The 17,198-nt window shown below is 48.7% G+C and carries 13 protein-coding genes; 2 read left to right on the top strand and 11 right to left on the bottom strand.

Annotated elements, in window-relative coordinates; genetic code table 11:
* From VK958_RS03225 to flhD, 11 genes are all read right to left on the bottom strand, one after another.
* Positions 1–2,162: methyl-accepting chemotaxis protein (locus VK958_RS03225; protein ID WP_325238992.1), on the bottom strand; the 2,162-nt coding region annotated here is incomplete at its 3' end.
* A 517-nt stretch (positions 2,163–2,679) separates the two neighbouring features.
* On the bottom strand, positions 2,680–5,301 hold the full coding sequence (locus VK958_RS03220) for a methyl-accepting chemotaxis protein (RefSeq protein WP_325238991.1): 2,622 nt from the start codon (positions 5,299–5,301) through the stop codon (positions 2,680–2,682).
* 62 nt (positions 5,302–5,363) lie between these two features.
* Complete coding sequence (locus VK958_RS03215; RefSeq protein WP_414683832.1) at positions 5,364–5,876, bottom strand: chemotaxis protein CheW; 513 nt, start codon at positions 5,874–5,876, stop codon at positions 5,364–5,366.
* Positions 5,877–5,888: 12 nt separating this feature from the next.
* On the bottom strand, positions 5,889–8,252 hold the full coding sequence (gene cheA, locus VK958_RS03210) for a chemotaxis protein CheA (RefSeq protein ID WP_325238990.1): 2,364 nt from the start codon (positions 8,250–8,252) through the stop codon (positions 5,889–5,891).
* A gap of 29 nt (positions 8,253–8,281) precedes the next feature.
* Positions 8,282–8,650: a response regulator gene (locus VK958_RS03205; protein WP_325238988.1), complete on the bottom strand. Its 369-nt coding sequence runs from the start codon at positions 8,648–8,650 to the stop codon at positions 8,282–8,284.
* 42 nt (positions 8,651–8,692) lie between these two features.
* A complete protein-coding gene (locus VK958_RS03200; RefSeq protein ID WP_325238986.1) occupies positions 8,693–9,235 on the bottom strand; it encodes a chemotaxis protein in 543 nt (180 codons plus the stop codon).
* Positions 9,236–9,345: 110 nt separating this feature from the next.
* Positions 9,346–10,290: a flagellar motor protein MotB gene (gene motB / locus VK958_RS03195; RefSeq protein WP_325238984.1), complete on the bottom strand. Its 945-nt coding sequence runs from the start codon at positions 10,288–10,290 to the stop codon at positions 9,346–9,348.
* 31 nt (positions 10,291–10,321) lie between these two features.
* Positions 10,322–11,182 (bottom strand): flagellar motor stator protein MotA, encoded by an 861-nt coding sequence (gene motA, locus VK958_RS03190; RefSeq protein WP_325238983.1) that lies wholly within the window; start codon positions 11,180–11,182, stop codon positions 10,322–10,324.
* Between the two features lie 169 nt (positions 11,183–11,351).
* Positions 11,352–12,269 (bottom strand): class I SAM-dependent methyltransferase, encoded by a 918-nt coding sequence (locus VK958_RS03185; protein ID WP_325238981.1) that lies wholly within the window; start codon positions 12,267–12,269, stop codon positions 11,352–11,354.
* Between the two features lie 90 nt (positions 12,270–12,359).
* Complete coding sequence (gene flhC, locus VK958_RS03180; protein WP_325238979.1) at positions 12,360–12,929, bottom strand: flagellar transcriptional regulator FlhC; 570 nt, start codon at positions 12,927–12,929, stop codon at positions 12,360–12,362.
* 45 nt (positions 12,930–12,974) lie between these two features.
* The gene (gene flhD / locus VK958_RS03175; RefSeq protein WP_325238977.1) at positions 12,975–13,298 is read right to left on the bottom strand and encodes a flagellar transcriptional regulator FlhD; all 324 of its coding nucleotides are present in this window, start codon (positions 13,296–13,298) and stop codon (positions 12,975–12,977) included.
* Positions 13,299–13,910: 612 nt separating this feature from the next.
* Here flhD and flhB point away from each other — a divergent pair.
* Positions 13,911–15,083, top strand: coding sequence for a flagellar biosynthesis protein FlhB (gene flhB / locus VK958_RS03170; protein ID WP_325238976.1), 1,173 nt, complete (start codon positions 13,911–13,913; stop codon positions 15,081–15,083).
* Between the two features lie 26 nt (positions 15,084–15,109).
* Positions 15,110–17,197: a flagellar biosynthesis protein FlhA gene (flhA, locus tag VK958_RS03165; RefSeq protein ID WP_325238975.1), complete on the top strand. Its 2,088-nt coding sequence runs from the start codon at positions 15,110–15,112 to the stop codon at positions 17,195–17,197.
* Position 17,198: the final 1 nt, after the last annotated feature.

The following is a 17,198-nucleotide window of genomic DNA, read 5'->3' as shown; positions in this document are numbered from 1 at the left end:
GCTGAGCGTTGTGCCAGGTTGCGCACTTCACCTGCCACGACGGCAAAGCCTCTACCCTGCTCGCCTGCACGTGCCGCTTCTACGGCTGCGTTCAGCGCCAGGATATTAGTCTGGAAGGCAATACCGTCAATCACGGAGATGATGTCTTCGATCTTCTTGGCACTGTCATTGATCGCACTCATGGTCGCGACGACTTCGTTTACCACGGCGCCACCTTTTACAGCGACATCAGAAGCAGTCAATGCCAGCTGGTTTGCCTGTTTGGCGTTCTCGGCATTCTGTTTCACGGTTGAAGCCAGTTCTTCCATGCTGGCAGCGGTCTGTTCCAGGCTGGAGGCTTGCTGTTCCGTACGGGCTGACAGGTCGGCGTTACCGCTGGAGATCTCGTTGGCTGCTGTGGTGATGGTTTCTACGGCTTCAGTCACGGCGATGATAGGGTCTACCACCATATCGAGGGTGCTGTTGACACCTTCGATGATCTTGCGGAAGTCGCCCTGGTGTTTGTCAGCGTCGGCACGTACGGTAATACGGCCTTCTCCGGCAGCTTCGGCCAGCAGATTCGTGTCTGCTACCAAGTTATTCACCGCGTCGATACAAGTGTTCAGATTGTTTTTGATCTCGTTAAAGTCGCCGTTGTAGTGCTCGCTGATGCGCTCAGGCACATCGCCTTTTGAAATACGGTCAACATAGTTGGCAGCCACATTCAAAGGTCCGATCACTGAGTCCAGGGTAGCATTGACGCCTTCTACAATCTTGCGGAAATCCCCTTGATGCTTGGAAGCATCCGCGCGGGTTGACAGTTGTCCATCCACCGCTGCTTTTGACAGCAGGTTGGCATCCGCAACCAGTGCATTCACCGCATCAATACACGTATTCAGGTTATTGATGATCAGGCTGTAATCACCCTGGTATTGCTCGGTGATCTTGGCCGGTATATTGCCTTTCGCAATGTTGTCCAGGTAGCCAGAAGTCACATTCAATGGCTTCACAATGGCATCCAGCGTGTTGTTCAAGCCTTCTACAATCATGCGGAAGTCGCCCTGGTGACGGGAGGCGTCAGCACGTGTCGATAAACGGCCTTCAACGGCGGCATGCGCAAGCTCATCCGCATCGCTGACCAGGCGCTTGATGTTGCCACGTACCTGCTCAATGGCTTCGTTCACAAAGGCTTTTTTACCCGGAAATGCTTTCAATGGTGCATTCAGGTTACCTTCACCAAAGGCTTTTACAACCTCGATCGCTTCCTTGTTCATGGCGATGTGGCCAGCCACCATTTTATTGATGCCTGCGGCCATTTGGCCGTAGCCACCTTTGAAGCGGGTTTCATCTACCGTGCAATCGATATCGCCCTCATCGTGTTGCTGGCTGACATAATTCAGTGACTGGACCAGGCCGTCGAGTGTCTTTTGCAGAGTTCGGATAGAGTAAGCCACACTAGTTTTATCGGTTTCTGGCAAAGTGATTTTTTGGTTAAGGTTACCTTCAACAAAGTTGCGTGCGATCACGCTCAGCTCAGTTGGCTCCATACCCAGTTGTGCACGCAAGCGCTTGGTAATCAATACACCTGAAACAACAATCACCGACAGGCATAGCAAGGCAATAGCAGAAGATTGCCATAAGGCTTTCTGCTTGATTGCAGCTGCATTGTCAGCGTGTACCGTGCTGATCTTCTGGTTGTAGACCATGTGATCATCCAGCTTGTTGGCAAGCTCAACGGCTACTTTATCGGCTTGTACAAGCAGGCCAGCCGCCTCAGGAGAACCTGCATCCGACAAAGCAAGCACGCGTGTCATCTGGTCGAAATAGCCAGCAAGCATATTTTGCTCTTGCGTGAACATTTCCTTGTCGGTGCTATCGCTAGTCAGGTCTTGGTAGGTATGCATCGCTTCTTCAACCACTTTGCGGCGTTCATGGATCTGCGAGGCGATTTTTGCCTTTTCTGCCGGAGTAGTTGCAGATACATGCCGCAACAGATTCAAACGCAGTCGCTGGTAGTAGTTCTCAGCTTTGGAAAGCGCCAGGATGCTGGGAATACTATTTGCATTGGCCTGATTGGTGTACTCATACACCTTGACTACCTGAGTTAAGGTGAAGCCGATCAAGATCACCATTGCAATCGCGCAGGAGGCGATCAGCAGGTACATTCGTTTCGCTATTGTCATCACAAATCCCTAACCAAATAAACTGACAAATTCAGTTTTATATCGCTGAATTATGGCAAAAAAAAATCAATAACATGCGGCTATCAAAAAGGTATTTACCTGCTAAATCCAGCTCAGGAAATCCGGTATAAATAGTCGCTCAAATCAGTTTCATCCACTGGATGCAGACTTGACTGAGTCACATCATTGATATCGACTTTTTTAGCAGAAACTTTAATTTAAATGTTGACGGATTTTCTTTTTAAATTCAAAGACTTTAGTGATGAAAAGAATATTTAAGAAAGGCATATTTCCTGAATAGTTTGACGGGAATCGATGCACGAAAAATAAGCAACAATGCTTAATCAAGGTTGCTGGTCTTGGTAAAAAATAAACGCCACCAGATCACTGTGGTGGCGTTTTAGTTTTTTTAAAGCGGATAACCGATAACGGCAGACGCCCACAACAAAAAACCTTCATGCAATATATTAAAAATTTCACGTAGTCTTGCCATGATGCACCCCCCGTTGATTACATTTTAAAATTCTTCCCATTCGTTATTATCAGTACCGGTTTTTGCCATTTTTGGCTGTGGTTGAGCCACATGGGAACTAGCCTGCGCAGTCACTGGTTTTGATTTATTCACAAACGGTGCCGGTGCTGATTTTCTCACTGGCGCAGGACTTGCAGATGCTGGCTGTCTGCCATTATGTAACCGGTATCTATTCACAGAATCCATCAAGTTTGAAGCCTGTTCGACCAGGGATTCAGCTGCCGCAGCGGCCTCTTCAACCAATGCCGCATTCTGCTGGGTGGTTTCATCCATTTCCGTCACAGACTTGTTGACTTGATCAATGCCTGAGCTTTGTTCAGCAGACGCTGCGGTGATTTCACCCATGATATCTGTCACGCGTTGCACAGAAGTCACGATCTCATGCATGGTTTCACCGGCACTTTCGACCAGCTTGGTGCCTTCGGCTGTTTTGCTGACAGAATCACTGATCAACTCTTTAATTTCCTTCGCAGCACTGGCTGAACGTTGTGCCAGGTTGCGTACTTCACCCGCCACCACCGCAAATCCTCTGCCCTGCTCACCTGCACGTGCTGCTTCAACCGCAGCATTCAAGGCCAGGATATTGGTCTGGAAGGCAATACCATCAATCACTGTGATGATGTCCTCAATCTTGCGTGCACTTTCGTTAATTGCACTCATGGTAGTCACGACATTCCCTACCACATCACCGCCACGTACAGCCACCTGTGAAGCCGCTTCAGCCATTTGGTTGGCCTGGCGCGCATTGTCCGCGTTCTGTTTCACGGTAGATGCCAGTTCTTCCATGCTTGAAGCAGTTTCTTCCAGGCTGGAGGCCTGTTGCTCCGTGCGGCTGGAAAGATCATTGTTGCCGCTGGCAATTTCCTGCGCAGCAGTATTGATGGTTTCGCCGGCTTCACGAATCTGCATCAATAACTCTGTCATGTTTTCCAGCAGGTTATTCACGCCTTTACAAATGTCAGCCGTTGGTCCCGTTTTATCGGATAAATCGATGCGGTCGGTCAAATCACCCTCTGCCGCATTGGCGATGATGGATGAAATCTGGTCACTGACGCGACGCTCCTGCGTAATGTCCACCCATTCCAGTGATGTGCCTGAGCGGACACCGGCATTGTCAAAAATCGGCATGGCTTTCAGGCGTACAAACATATCACCCAAAGGCATTTCAACCACATGTTCTTTAGTCAAACCGGCTAGTAAATTGCGTTGATGAGCCGGGTTCTTGTGGAATACATCGAAATTCTGGCCGATGATTTTGCCCGCATCAAAGTTCGGTAGCGCCTGACGGAAACTGGATTCCGAGCTACGCATCAGACGTTCTGTAGAGGCATTCATGTAACGGATGATGCCATCGTTATCCGCCATCATCATATTGGTTGAGGCAGAGTCCAGTGTCGTTTGTATCCTGAAGGCTTCAGCAGATTTAATTGCCTGTTCTTTGTCAGCCAATACCGCTTTGGTGATATCCGTTGCGTATTGAACAACTTTCACCGGTTTGCCATCCAACCCAATGATCGGGTTATACGATGCCTGTAACCAGAGATCCTTATTGTTCTTGCCATAAAGGTGATAAACGCTTTCGTCAGGCTCACCGCGATTTAATTTGGCCCAGAACTCTTTGTATTCAGGGCTGGCTTTATGTCGCTCGCTGACAAACATACTCTGATGTTTGCCGACGACTTCTTCAAGGCGATAGCCGGTGACGTCCAGGAAATTCTGGTTCGCAGTGATCACGTTACCGCTGAGGTCAAACTCAATGACCGCCTGTACTTTGGCAATGGCTTGCACCTTGCCTTGGTAGTCCAGTTCAATTTGTTTTTCGGCTGTAATGCAGAAAGAGAAAATCTTGATTTTTGTCAGCTTGTTATCATCGTCCAGCATGGGGACATAGTTGGCGCTGAACCAGTATTCATTGCCGGTTTTTGAAACGCGGCAGACTTCCTGTTTGCCGTTTTCACCCCTGGCGAGTTTTTCCCAGAGTGCCTTGTATGCCGGGCTTTGGGCGGATTGTGCTTTAAGTAGGAAACTGACATTTTTACCGATCACTTCTTCACGGGTATAACCTAACGGTGCAACCAGCAGCTCGTTACAATCGAGAATCTTGCCGTGAACGTCGCATTCCATCACACCGAAAGATTGGTTTACTGCCTGGCCATTTTCCTGCAGCAAGGAATTCAGCTGTTTGTCATGCGTGATATCGGTCAGGTAAGCCACGCTTTTGCGCAACTTGGAAGATTTGTCCAGCACAGGTGCGTAATACCCCTGGAACCAGGTTTCTTTACCTGATTTATTGATCAGTTTGAAAGCACCAACAGAGGACTTGCCGGCACCCAGGTCTTTCCAGAAACCCTGGTATTCAGGTTTGGCCGCCTCTTCAGATGAAAGAAGCTTGCGATGATGTTGTCCAACCAATTCATTGGCGCTGTAACCTAACGCTGCACACAAATTCTCATTTGCGTGGGTGATTTTTCCATCAGCACTTAATTCAATGATGGCTCTCGCCTTATTGATCTCAGTTTTGAGTGCTGAGAACTCGGCATACTCATCCAGAATATGCTGATACTGCTTAGTACCTGCTGCCAATTTATTTAAAATTGTTGAAAACATAATGGGCCCCTAACAAGAAGTTCCTGTTTCAATTCCGTTTATTATTTGAAAAGCTGCAGTGCTTAATGCACGGCAGCATCCATTAATTCCATTTCATTGCTGGTCATCAGTTTTTCGATATCCACCAGGATCAACATTTCCTGTTCAATCGTCGCTAAACCAACGATATATTTAGTATCAATGCGCGTAACCAGTGATGGCACTTCGCGCAGATGTTCTTCACGCAATTCACGTACGTCAGACACACCATCGACCACGATACCGACGATACGGCCGTTTAAATTGAGGATGATGACTACGGTGAATTCGTTGTACTCCACCTTGCCCAATTTGAATTTGATACGCAGATCCACAATCGGCACGATTTTGCCGCGCAAGTTGATCACACCTTTGATAAAGGGTGGCATGTTGGCAATCTGCGTCACCGCGTCATAGCCGCGGATCTCTTGCACTTTGAGGATCTCGATGCCGTATTGCTCATTGCCCAATACAAAGGTGAGGTATTCGCCGGCTGCAGTCCGCATATTGCCCGCACTGTTACCGCCGTGGTTGTTAGTCATTTCTGTTGTAGTCATTGCATACACTCCTTATGCATTGATGTGATTCTGTAAATTGGAATAATTCTGGTCAGCAAAAGCCCGACCGCCTGTGACGTAATTGGTTGTTTGGCCCATCTGTGTGATCGCAGGCACATCCAGGATCAGTGCCACTGAGCCATCGCCCATGATGGTGGCACCGGAGACGCCCGGAATACGTTTGAAATTGGTCTCAAGGCTCTTGATCACTACCTGTTGCTGGCCAACCAGACGGTCGACGAACAATGCAGATTTCTTGCCATCCGCTTCCAGGATCAGCAACACACCTTCTGTCGGGGCTGTGATTTCGGTAGGATGGTTGAACAAGGCATGCAATGCGATGATCGGCAGGTATTCCCCACGCACATGCACCATCAAGCCTTCTCCAGTCACTGTTTTCAGGTCTTCGGCACGTGGTTGCAGGGTTTCTACGATCAGGTTCAATGGCACCACATACAAGCTCTTGCCCAGCGATACAGACATACCATCCAGAATCGCCAGGGTCAGTGGTAATGAGATGGAAATAGTCGTGCCGTAACCTAATGCGGAGCGTATCTCGATATTGCCACCCATGGCACTGATGTTACGTTTAACCACGTCCATACCTACACCACGGCCCGAAACATCGGTCACCACTTCTGCAGTAGAGAAGCCAGGTGCGAAAATCAGGCTGTAGACCTCGCTATCGCTCATGCTTTCGTTGACCGGCAAGCCATTAGAGGCGGCTTTCGCCAGGATACGGTCGCGGTTCAAGCCACCGCCATCATCTGTCACTTCAATGACAATGCTGCCGCCCTTGTGCGCAGCGGAAAGTGTCAAGGTACCATTTTCAGATTTGCCAAGTTCGCGACGTATCTCAGGCTTTTCGATACCGTGGTCCACACTGTTACGTACCAGATGCGTCAATGGATCGACAATCCGTTCAATCAGGCTCTTATCAAGCTCAGTGGTCGCACCATTGGTGACAAATTCCACTTTTTTGCCCAGTTTACCTGCAAGGTCACGGACCATCCGTGGAAAGCGCGAGAACACGAAGTCCATCGGCATCATCCGGATAGACATGACAGATTCCTGCAGGTCACGTGTATTGCGGGTCAGTTGGCTGACGCTGTTGATCAGGCCTTCGTTGTCGGCCGGATCCAGTGCATTCACACGCTGCTCAATCATGGCCTGGGTAATCACGAGTTCGCCAACCAGGTTAATCAACTGGTCAACTTTCTCGATGCCCACACGAATTGAGCTGGTTTCTGCATTCTGTGCTACCGGTTTATCGGTCTCCCGGCGTGATTGTGCACGGCGGTCATCTTTCGCTTCTGCCGGTGGTGCGCTGGCAACCACAGCAGCTTCTGGCTCAGCAGAGGCTTTTGCCAGAGCTGCAGCCGCATTATCATCACCAATCATCTGTGCTTTAGGGGCATCAGGATGTGGTTTAAACGGTGCAAAGAAACCGTAACCTTCTTCCTGCTGATCTTCGCCTTCTTTGGCAAAAAGCCCATAGCCCATCTCTTCAGCGACAGCCACTCTGCCATCATTCGCTTGCGTATTTGCAGCCGCTTGCGCCACCGGCTCAGCGTCAAAAAAACCATAACCCAGATCTGCGGGTTCAGCTTCAACTGCTACAGGTGCCGCTTCAGCGACTGCCGGTGCCACGGGTGCAGGCTCTGTTGCTGACGCTTCTGCGCCTGCAATCTTAATGACCAATGCATCCGGATCCACAATAAATGAACAGATAGATACAATGTCATCGGTGCTGGAATCCGTTTTAATCAATAAAGCATGCTTGTCTGCCCGCTGGTAAATGGCAACTTCACCGAGCAAGGCCAACTCATCTTTCAGATTACTTAAATCTTTTTCGGTGACATCTGGCAGGCCAACATCATATAACTGGAGACCTGCTGCCAGTTCTTCTGCAGAGATAGCCAGCGCCAGTGTCGGCGCAGAAGTACTCGCTTCTGCGGATACTGGTCCTGACGGGGCAACGGCTGGCGCAGCAGTTGTCAATGATTTTAATCTGGCAGACACGTCACTCACTTGCTCAGGATCCACATCCGAGCCATTACGGTGACCATCCACCTGCATTTTGATCACATCTTTAGCGGCAAGAAATGCGTCAACATGCTCTACAGTCAGCGCCATTTCCTGCTTGCGAATTTTATCGAGCAGGTTTTCCAGGACATGGGTAATTTCTGTCATGTCCATAAAACCAAATGTGGCTGCCCCACCTTTGATTGAGTGCGCCGCTCTAAAAATAGCGTTAAGCTCCTCAATATCCGGAGAGTCCACATTAATTTCAAGCAAGAGACGTTCTGCCTCGGCGAGTAATTCCTCTGCCTCGTCAAAGAACACCTCATAAAACTGGCTCATATCCACTGTCATTATTTTCTCCAGTCCCTTAACCAGGGCACTTAAGCACCGATTACTTTTTGTACGACTTCGATCAAACGTTTAGGATCAAAAGGTTTTACCAGCCAGCCATTGGCGCCGGCAGCTTTGCCTTTTGCTTTCATTTCATCTGATGACTCGGTAGTCAGCATCAGGATAGGTACTTTTTGGTAGGAAGCCAGCGTACGCAGATTGGTAATCAGCGTCAGGCCATCCATCACAGGCATGTTCTGGTCAGTCAACACCAGGTCAACGGTCTTTTCCTTGGCTCTGTTCAAGCCATCCTGTCCATCTACGGCCTGCACGACATCATAGCCAGCGGCTTTCAAACTGAACGCTACCATTTGACGCAAAGAACCTGAATCGTCTACTGTTAAAATTGTCTTCGCCATTTTCACTCGCCTTTTTCGCTCATTATGTTAAACATGCTGTGATTAGAATAAATCAATATCACCGGTCGCCAGATCCTGCTGATTCACTGACTTACGTAAATTGCCGGTGAGATGGGCGCTACCCTGATCAAAATTCTGGTTTAGTTGCATGATGAAATGCCTGATTTCCTCATGCTCATTCTCCGCCGCCATCGGAAACTGGTGGCTGGATAACTCTTCTAATAATACTTTCAAGCCATTCACACGATTGATCGTGCGTTGCAATAGCTGGTTGGTCATGTCCTGGAACTGCATTCCAGTCACGACCTTGTTCACTTCCTGCCCGATATTGTCCTGAAATACCTGCAACTGCTGCACCAGGTCAGTGTGCAGATTGCCGGATTCAGCCAATGACTTAACCACGTCTTGCTGCTCCGTCAACTGGGCATAGACATTCATGAAACTGTTACTCAGTTTTTCAATCGCTTCGTTCAGCAAAAAGGTGGTTTGTTGTAAATCGGTTTCGATCTCCAGCAAATGCCAGTTGCCATGGCGAGAAACTGCAGCCAGTAATTCTCTTAACTCTTCGATGGGCAATGTTTTCATAGTGGTCCCTATCTTGCCTGATTCCCGTGTTTTTCAATCAAGAAATAAGCATAGGAAAAATCACTTATTTCTTGGGCTCCTTGATCCAACATTTATTTCGTTTATATCGCTTATTGTGTCTCTTCTTGTGGGGTACTTTGTAGCGCTTTCACCTGTGAAAGATCATTTTCACTGGCTGAAATCTGGTCATTGTCTTTTAACAGATCTTCTTCGGTTTCTTTATTCATGATGATCAGGCTGATGCGACGGTTGATCGGATTAAATGGATTCTCTTTGTCCATCATAATGGCAGAGCCCAAGCCCACTACGCGCATCAGTTTTGTTTCGTCCATACCACCAGAGATAAGCTCACGACGAGATGCATTCGCCCGGTCTGCCGACAATTCCCAATTGCTGTAACCATGCTCGCCATTGGCGTAGCCGGCAGCATCCGTGTGCCCCGACAGGCTGATTTTGTTATCTACACCATTGAGTGTCTTGCCAATCTCATGCAGGATCAGCTTGGCATAGGGTTGCAATTCTGCCTTGGCATTCTCGAACATGGGCCGGTTTTGCTCGTCGATAATCTGTATGCGCAACCCTTCACTGGTGATATCCAGTTTCAACTGCGACTTGAATTGCTTTAAGGTCGGGTTTTCTTCAATCGCCTGTTCAATCTTGGCTTTGAGTGATTCCAGCTTGATCTTCTCAGCCCGTTTCAACGCTTCTTTCACGTCTTCGATCTTGACTGTTTTCAGTTTGCCGGGGTCGCCATCCACAGGTTTGACCTGCCCTTGCTTTTTCGTCACATCCCTGCCGCCGGTATTTTTCAGCGCAGAGTCACTTTGGCCGACAGAAGGCCCCATCAGCACCATGTGCAAAGGTGTCTGGAAATATTCGGCAATGCCTTCTTTCTGCGCCTTTGATGTAGAACCCAACAGCCACATCAGCAAGAAGAAAGCCATCATCGCTGTCACAAAGTCAGCATAGGCAATTTTCCAGGCGCCACCGTGATGACCGCCACCGCTTTTCTTGATTTTTTTTACAATAATCGGGGCAACACGATCTTCTGCCATGATGTTCTCCAGCGATACGCTGATTCAATAATTATTTAGATTTGGCCTGTTTGACGTGCTCTTCCAGCTCGGTAAAGCCAGGACGCTCGGTGGAGTACAGGACTTTACGGCCAAATTCCACCGCGATTGGCGGTGCATAGCCGTTCAGGCTGGCAAGCAATACGACCTTAACGGTCTGGAAGCTTTTGCTGGACTCTTCCAGCTTTTGCTCCAGCAAACCGGATAGCGGGCCCACGAAACCATAAGCCAGTAAAATGCCAAGGAAAGTACCCACCAGCGCGTGTGCAATCAATATGCCCAGCTCAGCAGGCGGCAATGCCACGTTTTCCATGGTATGTACCACACCCATCACAGCAGCTACGATACCGAACGCCGGCAAGCCATCACCCAGCTTGGCAATACAATGTGCAGGCACATGCCCTTCCATGTGGTGAGTTTCGATTTCGTTATCCATCAGGTTTTCCACCTGGAAGGCATCCATATTGCCGGAGACCATCAGGCGTAAATAATCCGTAATGAATTCCACCAGGTGGTGGTCATGCAGAATGCTGGGATACTTGCCGAATAAAGCACTGGATTCAGGGTCTTCGATATCTTTTTCGATCGCCATCAAGCCATCCTTGCGGATTTTGGTCAGGATTTCGAATAACAGCGCCAGCAGATCCATATACAGCTGTTTGCTGTATTTGGATCCCTTGAACAGGGTCGGCAGGGATTTCACGGTCGCCTTGATGGCCTTGCTGTCGTTACCGACAATAAATGCGCCAAAAGCGCCACCAAAAATCATCATGACCTCCAGTGGCTGCCACAGCGCGCCCAGATGGCCGCCTGCCAGCGCATACCCCCCGAAAATCATGCCGCATACGACTACATAACCAATGATAACGAACATGCCCTACTCCACTTTTAGCATTGAATACCTACAGCATAACAATCGCGAGCAGGATTCAATGTTTCAAATAAAAGGGATTAAGCAGGTCAATTAGGTTGCAGTGGCGAGTGGCCTGCGCAAGAGACAGCCTTTAATTACGGGAATGCCGAAGGTTAAAACCAGGTAGGGATTACAAGCTATAGACGTAAAGCGCTGGTGAATTTGGCGATGGATATATGATCCGGCTGGCCGTCACATCCGCTACCGGGAATTCAGAACTCACAAACAGGCTGCCTGGACGCATCTCGCTACATACTTTTTGCCAGACATCAGCCATGACTGCCGGTGACAGATAGGCGAATACCACATCCAGTTGCGCGAAGTCAGTCTGGCGGTAGTCACCCAACCCGAAGTGGGTACGGCTGCCTGAAAAAGTCGCGCGGATAGCACTGACCAGCCACGGCAAAGGGGCAATTTCGATACCATCTATCTGGTCCTGCGGCCGTTGTTTGGACAAAAACAGGGAAACATCGCCTAGTCCGCTGCCGATATCCAGCACCCGCAACGACTGCTCACCTGCATGCTGTTCAAGGAGTTGATGCATGGCCCGCCAGGTGGCGGGAAAAGACGGGTAAAAAGGTACGCGGGTATTATGTACCGACCAATAAAGCGCCAGGGTGATCACAAAACCTGAAAGATAAACCATGGCCGGCAACGCGATTTGCTGCATGACAAGCACAGCTATAGGGAAAGCGATGTGGATCCAGCGCCACCAGACAGGCATATTCACCTTCCTGGAAAAGGCACTGACAAGTAATATATGCGGGATCAGCCAGAACCAGACGGAATCCAGTTTAAGGCCGAGGCTACGTAATTCGAAAGCGAATACGCTGTTGATTACGCCTGGCGCAATGACCGCAATCAACAACACACTCAAACACTGGATCAGCAACGCCTGCAACCATAGCTTGCTAGGCAGTGAGCCGTAGAACCTGAACCGGCTTAATCCTGGCATGTTTGATTTTTCAAGCGTTAACTTAGGGGACAGGAAACGTTGTGGAATGCTGTCTTGCCGCAACGTCCCTGCCAAAAGTTTGTGATCACGCATGCTGAATCTTTCATTAAATATCAGGCGTCAACCCTGACAATGACTACTTCTTCCCACTGATCAAGCAACACTTAATCAGAATTAGCAGACTTAAGCAGTCAGGGAAACAAGCTTGTAGCTCAGTTCTTTCGCTTTTTTGGTTTTACCGGCACGTGAAGGTACGTGGCACAGGTTACATACATAATTCTGGTTCAAATCGTAGCTGTTGACGATGTATTGGCCGCCGCAGCAATGACAGACTTTAGTGGTCAGCATTTTGCTTTCAATGAAGCGCACCAGTGTCCATGCACGGGTCAGGGAGAGGATAGGCTCTTCGGTCTGGCCGGCAGCATCCGGATTCTGTACTTGTTGCATATACAGAGTGTAAGCTTTGATAATCGCCTGGATACCATCTACACCTGCATAATCCACCATGAAACGATAGATGTTATAAAAAATGGAAGAGTGAATATTTGGCTGCCATGTCAAGAACCAGTCGGTTGAGAATGGCAACATGCCTTTTGGAGGTGAAACGCCTTTCATCTCTTTGTAGAGCTTGATCAAACGCTCACGTGACAAAGTGGTTTGTGATTCCAGCAACTGCAAACGTGCGCCCAACTCAATCATTTGCATGGCCAGTTTAATTTGTTCTGCTTCGTTAACTACACTCTTCTTTTGCATGATAAACCCTCTTTTCTATTCTTTATCGTCAGATGGGATGACTACTTATACGGTAGATTCTGCTGCTTGGGCGGACATTAATACCGCAGTATGCAGATGTGCTTGAGCAGGATCTTTAGTGTAGCTGGTCAACATACCCAGGATTTCGCTATCATCAAAACGGAAACGTGTCAGCAGCATGTTTGTGTTACACAGTTTGAGAAGTTGCAGGTTGGTCAGGTTTTCCAGCAGGTCAGCAATTTCCTTGTTGATACCCAGACGGAAAATTGCAGTAGCTTTGTCAGAACGGATCAGTTGTTGTGCCAGCATCAGGTAGTTCAGATTGGCATCTTTGATTTCAGCGAGTAAATCGTTTTGCATGACATTCATGATCTTTTCTCCATTTATTTGCGGTTCAATTTAAGTACGCATTTGCGTTAGGCGTACTTTGCGCGCATTCATGGATGCCAACAATCAGGGTTTGTCGGTTAATTTTGTAAGACGGACGAAAACAGCCATGTAGGTGTTTGTCTTACAAAACCCGACATGGCATAACACATAACCATATAAAACATACGGTTATGATATTTATTTAATGTTTAACTAGAATAAATATAAGTCTATCTTCTCAGGATTGATCAACTTTCAATTCAAAAAATAATTAAAGTTTTACCGCTGTATTCCGTTAACAACCGATTTTTCCCCATCTTCGGGAGTGTCAATACAAATATAACGGTACTTTTTGTCATAACTCGTTTACGGCAGCCTTTACTAAAACTTTAGGGTTATCTTTAAAAAAAATGCATTTATTTTATAAGTTATTGTTTTTAATCATTAAATAATTTATAAATTTGCAATTATTAACGGTTTTGAATTCAAAACAGTTAGATTGCGGTCAATAAGTCCCTTTATTCCAACTATAAAAACGCGATGCACTGCTGAATAATCACTCTTGTATTGACGGAACACATGTTGTGTTTCTAAATTTCACGAGTGAGTGTGATGGCAGCTGATGACAGCGATATGGAGAAAACCGAGGAGGCGTCCCCCAAGCGATTGGAGAAGGCACGCGAAGACGGTGACATTCCCCGCTCACGTGAATTGGCAGCCTGTGCAGTGTTGTTCACCAGTGGTATGGCCATCATGATGCTTGGCAAACCCATGGGTGAAGCATTAAAGGATGTATTAAGGCAAGGCCTGAGATTTGACCAGGCCATGGCATTTGAGCCGGAACTGCTGATTAGCCACTTACTTAAAGTAGTTGAGCAAGTGATGTGGGCTTTCCTGCCACTGGCAGTGATCATGGTGGCGGTGGCGGTTGCCTCCCCTATCCTGGTTGGCGGATGGGTGATGTCACAGAAATCACTGATGCCTAATTTTGGCAAACTTAATCCTATTAAAGGCTTAAGTAACCTGATCTCTAAAAACTCTGCAGTAGAACTGGTGAAGTCGATTGCCAAAACAGTATTGGTGGCTTCTGTGGGTTATGCCATCGTGAAAAAAGATTTGCAACCTATGCTCGGTTTATCGGAAATGCCGTTGGAATCCGGTATCAACGCGATCAACGACTATATGGTGACCGGTTTCCTGACCATTGCTTCTGCCCTGGTGTTGATTGCTGTGATTGATGTGCCCTACCAGCTTTATCAATATGCGCAAAAGCACAAGATGACCAAGCAGGAACTGAAAGACGAAGCCAAGGAAGCTGAAGGTAGCCCGGAAGTGAAAGGCCGTATCCGCCAGCAACAACGCGAAATGGCCCGCAGAAGAATGATGAGCAATATCCCGACTGCCGACGTCATCATTACCAACCCTACCCACTATGCGGTGGCTGTGCGCTACAAAGAAGGTGAAAATGGCGCGCCTATCGTAGTGGCTAAAGGGGTAGATACGATCGCACAGAAAATTAAGGAGATTGCAGCTGAACATCAGGTGATGACGCTGGAATCTCCCAAACTGGCCCGTGCTTTATATGCGCATACAGAACTGGAACGTGAAATCCCGCAAGCCTTGTATGCAGCGGTTGCCGAAATCCTGGCGTATGTATTCCAGCTGCGTGTGTTCAAACAACACGGTGGTGTACGTCCGGCCATGCCAGCCAATGTACCGGTGCCGGATGCACTGGACCCACACGCATTGGTGGCAACGCCACCCAGCGCAACAGATATTGAGTAGTTAAAGCAGGTTTAAGGAGCTGATAGATGAACAACTGGCAACAAATGATGGGGAAACTGGACGGTCGCGCAGTCGCGGCACCAGTCATTATTGTATTGTTGCTGGCCATGATGATCCTGCCGCTGCCGGCCATCGTGCTTGATGTGTTTTTCACCTTTAATATCGCCCTGTCTATCCTGGTATTGATGATAGGCCTGCAAACCACCAAGGCACTCGACTTTATCGCCTTCCCTACCGTATTGCTGATGACGACCATGTTGCGCCTGGCACTCAACGTGGCTTCTACCCGCGTGGTATTGACCGAAGGTCATGCCGGGCCAGATGCCGCCGGTAAAGTGATTGAAGCTTTTGGCCACTTCCTGATCGGCGGTAATTACGCTGTCGGTATCGTGGTGTTCGTAATCCTGACCATTATCAACTTTACCGTGATCACCAAAGGTGCCGGCCGTATCGCTGAAGTAGGCGCACGGTTCACGTTAGACGCGATGCCTGGTAAGCAAATGGCGATTGACGCGGACCTGAATGCCGGCCTGATCGGTGAAGACGAAGCCCGCCGCCGCCGTAAGGAAGTCAGCCAGGAATCCGAATTCTACGGCGCGATGGATGGTGCCAGTAAATATGTACGTGGTGATGCGATCGCCGGCATTCTGGTCATTATCATCAATATTGTCGGCGGCCTGATCGTCGGCATGGTGCAGCACGACCTGAGTTTTGGCGATGCGGTTAAAAACTATACCTTGCTGGCGATTGGTGATGGCCTGGTCGCTCAGATTCCATCGCTGGTGATCTCTATCGCAGCCGGTGTGGTGGTTTCCCGTGTTGCCAACAACGAAGACATTGGTGGTCAGCTGATTACCCAGTTGTTTGAGAATCCAAAAGTCTTGAGTGTGACTGCCGGCATCATCGGCGGTATCGGCCTGATTCCCGGCATGCCTCACCTGGCTTTCCTGGCACTGGGCGGCATGCTCGGTGGATTGGCTTACTCGGTGAAAAAGAAACAGCAAAAAGCCAGTTTGCAAGCCATTCTGGAACCGCAACCGGAAGATAAACTGTCGCCTGCCAGCGAAGCTGAGGAAGCGACCTGGAATGACGTTTTGCCAGTCGACACTGTCGGCCTTGAAGTAGGTTACCGCCTGATCCCTTTGGTGGATAAAGCCCAAGGCGGCGAGTTATTGAAACGTATTAAAGGTATCCGTAAGAAATTCGCGCAGGAAATCGGATTTTTGGCACCGACGGTGCATATCCGTGACAACCTGACTTTAAAACCGAACGCCTATCGCATCACCATGAAAGGTGTCGAGATGGCGAGTGGCGAATCTAACTTTAACCAGATGCTGGCGATTGACCCGGGTGCCGTGACCGGCGAACTGGATGGCGCAAAAACCACTGACCCTGCCTTTGGCTTGCCAGCAGTATGGATTGAATCCGAGCGTAAAGAGTATGCACAGAGCCTGGGTTACACCGTAGTCGACGCCGGCACAGTGATCGCTACGCACCTGAATCATATTATTTCACTGAATGCCGGTGAACTGCTGGGCCGCCAGGAAGTACAGCAATTGCTGGATCACCTGGGTAACGAATCCGGCAAACTGATTGAAGAGATCGTGCCTAAATTGATTACTGTTTCTTCCCTGCAAAAAGTATTGCAGAACCTGCTGAACGAAGGCGTGCACATCCGTGATATGCGCACTATCCTGGAAACCCTGGCAGACCATGCACAGTACAGCCAGGATGCCAATGACCTGACCGCCATGGTGCGTGTCAAGCTGGGCCGCGCCATCGTGCAGGATTTATTCCCTTACAGCGACGAAGTGACCGCCATGACACTGGACGGCCAGTTGGAGCGTTTGCTGTTGCAAGCATTACAGAACAATCAATCCTCACAAAATGTGATTGAACCTGGCATTGCTGAAAAACTGTCGCAACAGACAGAAGTCGCTGCCAGACAACAGGAGCAAATGGGGCTGACACCGGTACTGCTGGTCGCCGCCCCGCTACGCCAGGCTTTATCAAGATTTTTAAGAAGAACTGTCCCGCATCTCAGAGTGCTGTCGCATGACGAGCTGCCAGACAACAAATCCATTCGGGTGACCAGTTTAATCGGAGCGCAATAAC

The sequence above is a fragment of the Methylophilus sp. genome, from assembly GCF_035460085.1.
Taxonomy (GTDB): Bacteria; Pseudomonadota; Gammaproteobacteria; order Burkholderiales; family Methylophilaceae; genus Methylophilus.
This window is presented reverse-complemented; position numbering and strand designations above follow the sequence as displayed.

What these genes read in the sequence shown, in the direction of transcription:
- VK958_RS03220 (WP_325238991.1), bottom strand. Translation starts at nt 5,301, where the DNA reads ATGTTTTCAACAATTTTAAATAAATTGGCAGCAGGTACTAAGCAGTAT.
- VK958_RS03215 (WP_414683832.1), bottom strand. Translation starts at nt 5,876, where the DNA reads ATGACTACAACAGAAATGACTAACAACCACGGCGGTAACAGTGCGGGC.
- cheA (WP_325238990.1), bottom strand. Translation starts at nt 8,252, where the DNA reads ATGACAGTGGATATGAGCCAGTTTTATGAGGTGTTCTTTGACGAGGCA.
- VK958_RS03205 (WP_325238988.1), bottom strand. Translation starts at nt 8,650, where the DNA reads ATGGCGAAGACAATTTTAACAGTAGACGATTCAGGTTCTTTGCGTCAA.
- VK958_RS03200 (WP_325238986.1), bottom strand. Translation starts at nt 9,235, where the DNA reads ATGAAAACATTGCCCATCGAAGAGTTAAGAGAATTACTGGCTGCAGTT.
- motB (WP_325238984.1), bottom strand. Translation starts at nt 10,290, where the DNA reads ATGGCAGAAGATCGTGTTGCCCCGATTATTGTAAAAAAAATCAAGAAA.
- motA (WP_325238983.1), bottom strand. Translation starts at nt 11,182, where the DNA reads ATGTTCGTTATCATTGGTTATGTAGTCGTATGCGGCATGATTTTCGGG.
- VK958_RS03185 (WP_325238981.1), bottom strand. Translation starts at nt 12,269, where the DNA reads ATGCGTGATCACAAACTTTTGGCAGGGACGTTGCGGCAAGACAGCATT.
- flhC (WP_325238979.1), bottom strand. Translation starts at nt 12,929, where the DNA reads ATGCAAAAGAAGAGTGTAGTTAACGAAGCAGAACAAATTAAACTGGCC.
- flhD (WP_325238977.1), bottom strand. Translation starts at nt 13,298, where the DNA reads ATGAATGTCATGCAAAACGATTTACTCGCTGAAATCAAAGATGCCAAT.
- flhB (WP_325238976.1), top strand. Translation starts at nt 13,911, where the DNA reads ATGGCAGCTGATGACAGCGATATGGAGAAAACCGAGGAGGCGTCCCCC.
- flhA (WP_325238975.1), top strand. Translation starts at nt 15,110, where the DNA reads ATGAACAACTGGCAACAAATGATGGGGAAACTGGACGGTCGCGCAGTC.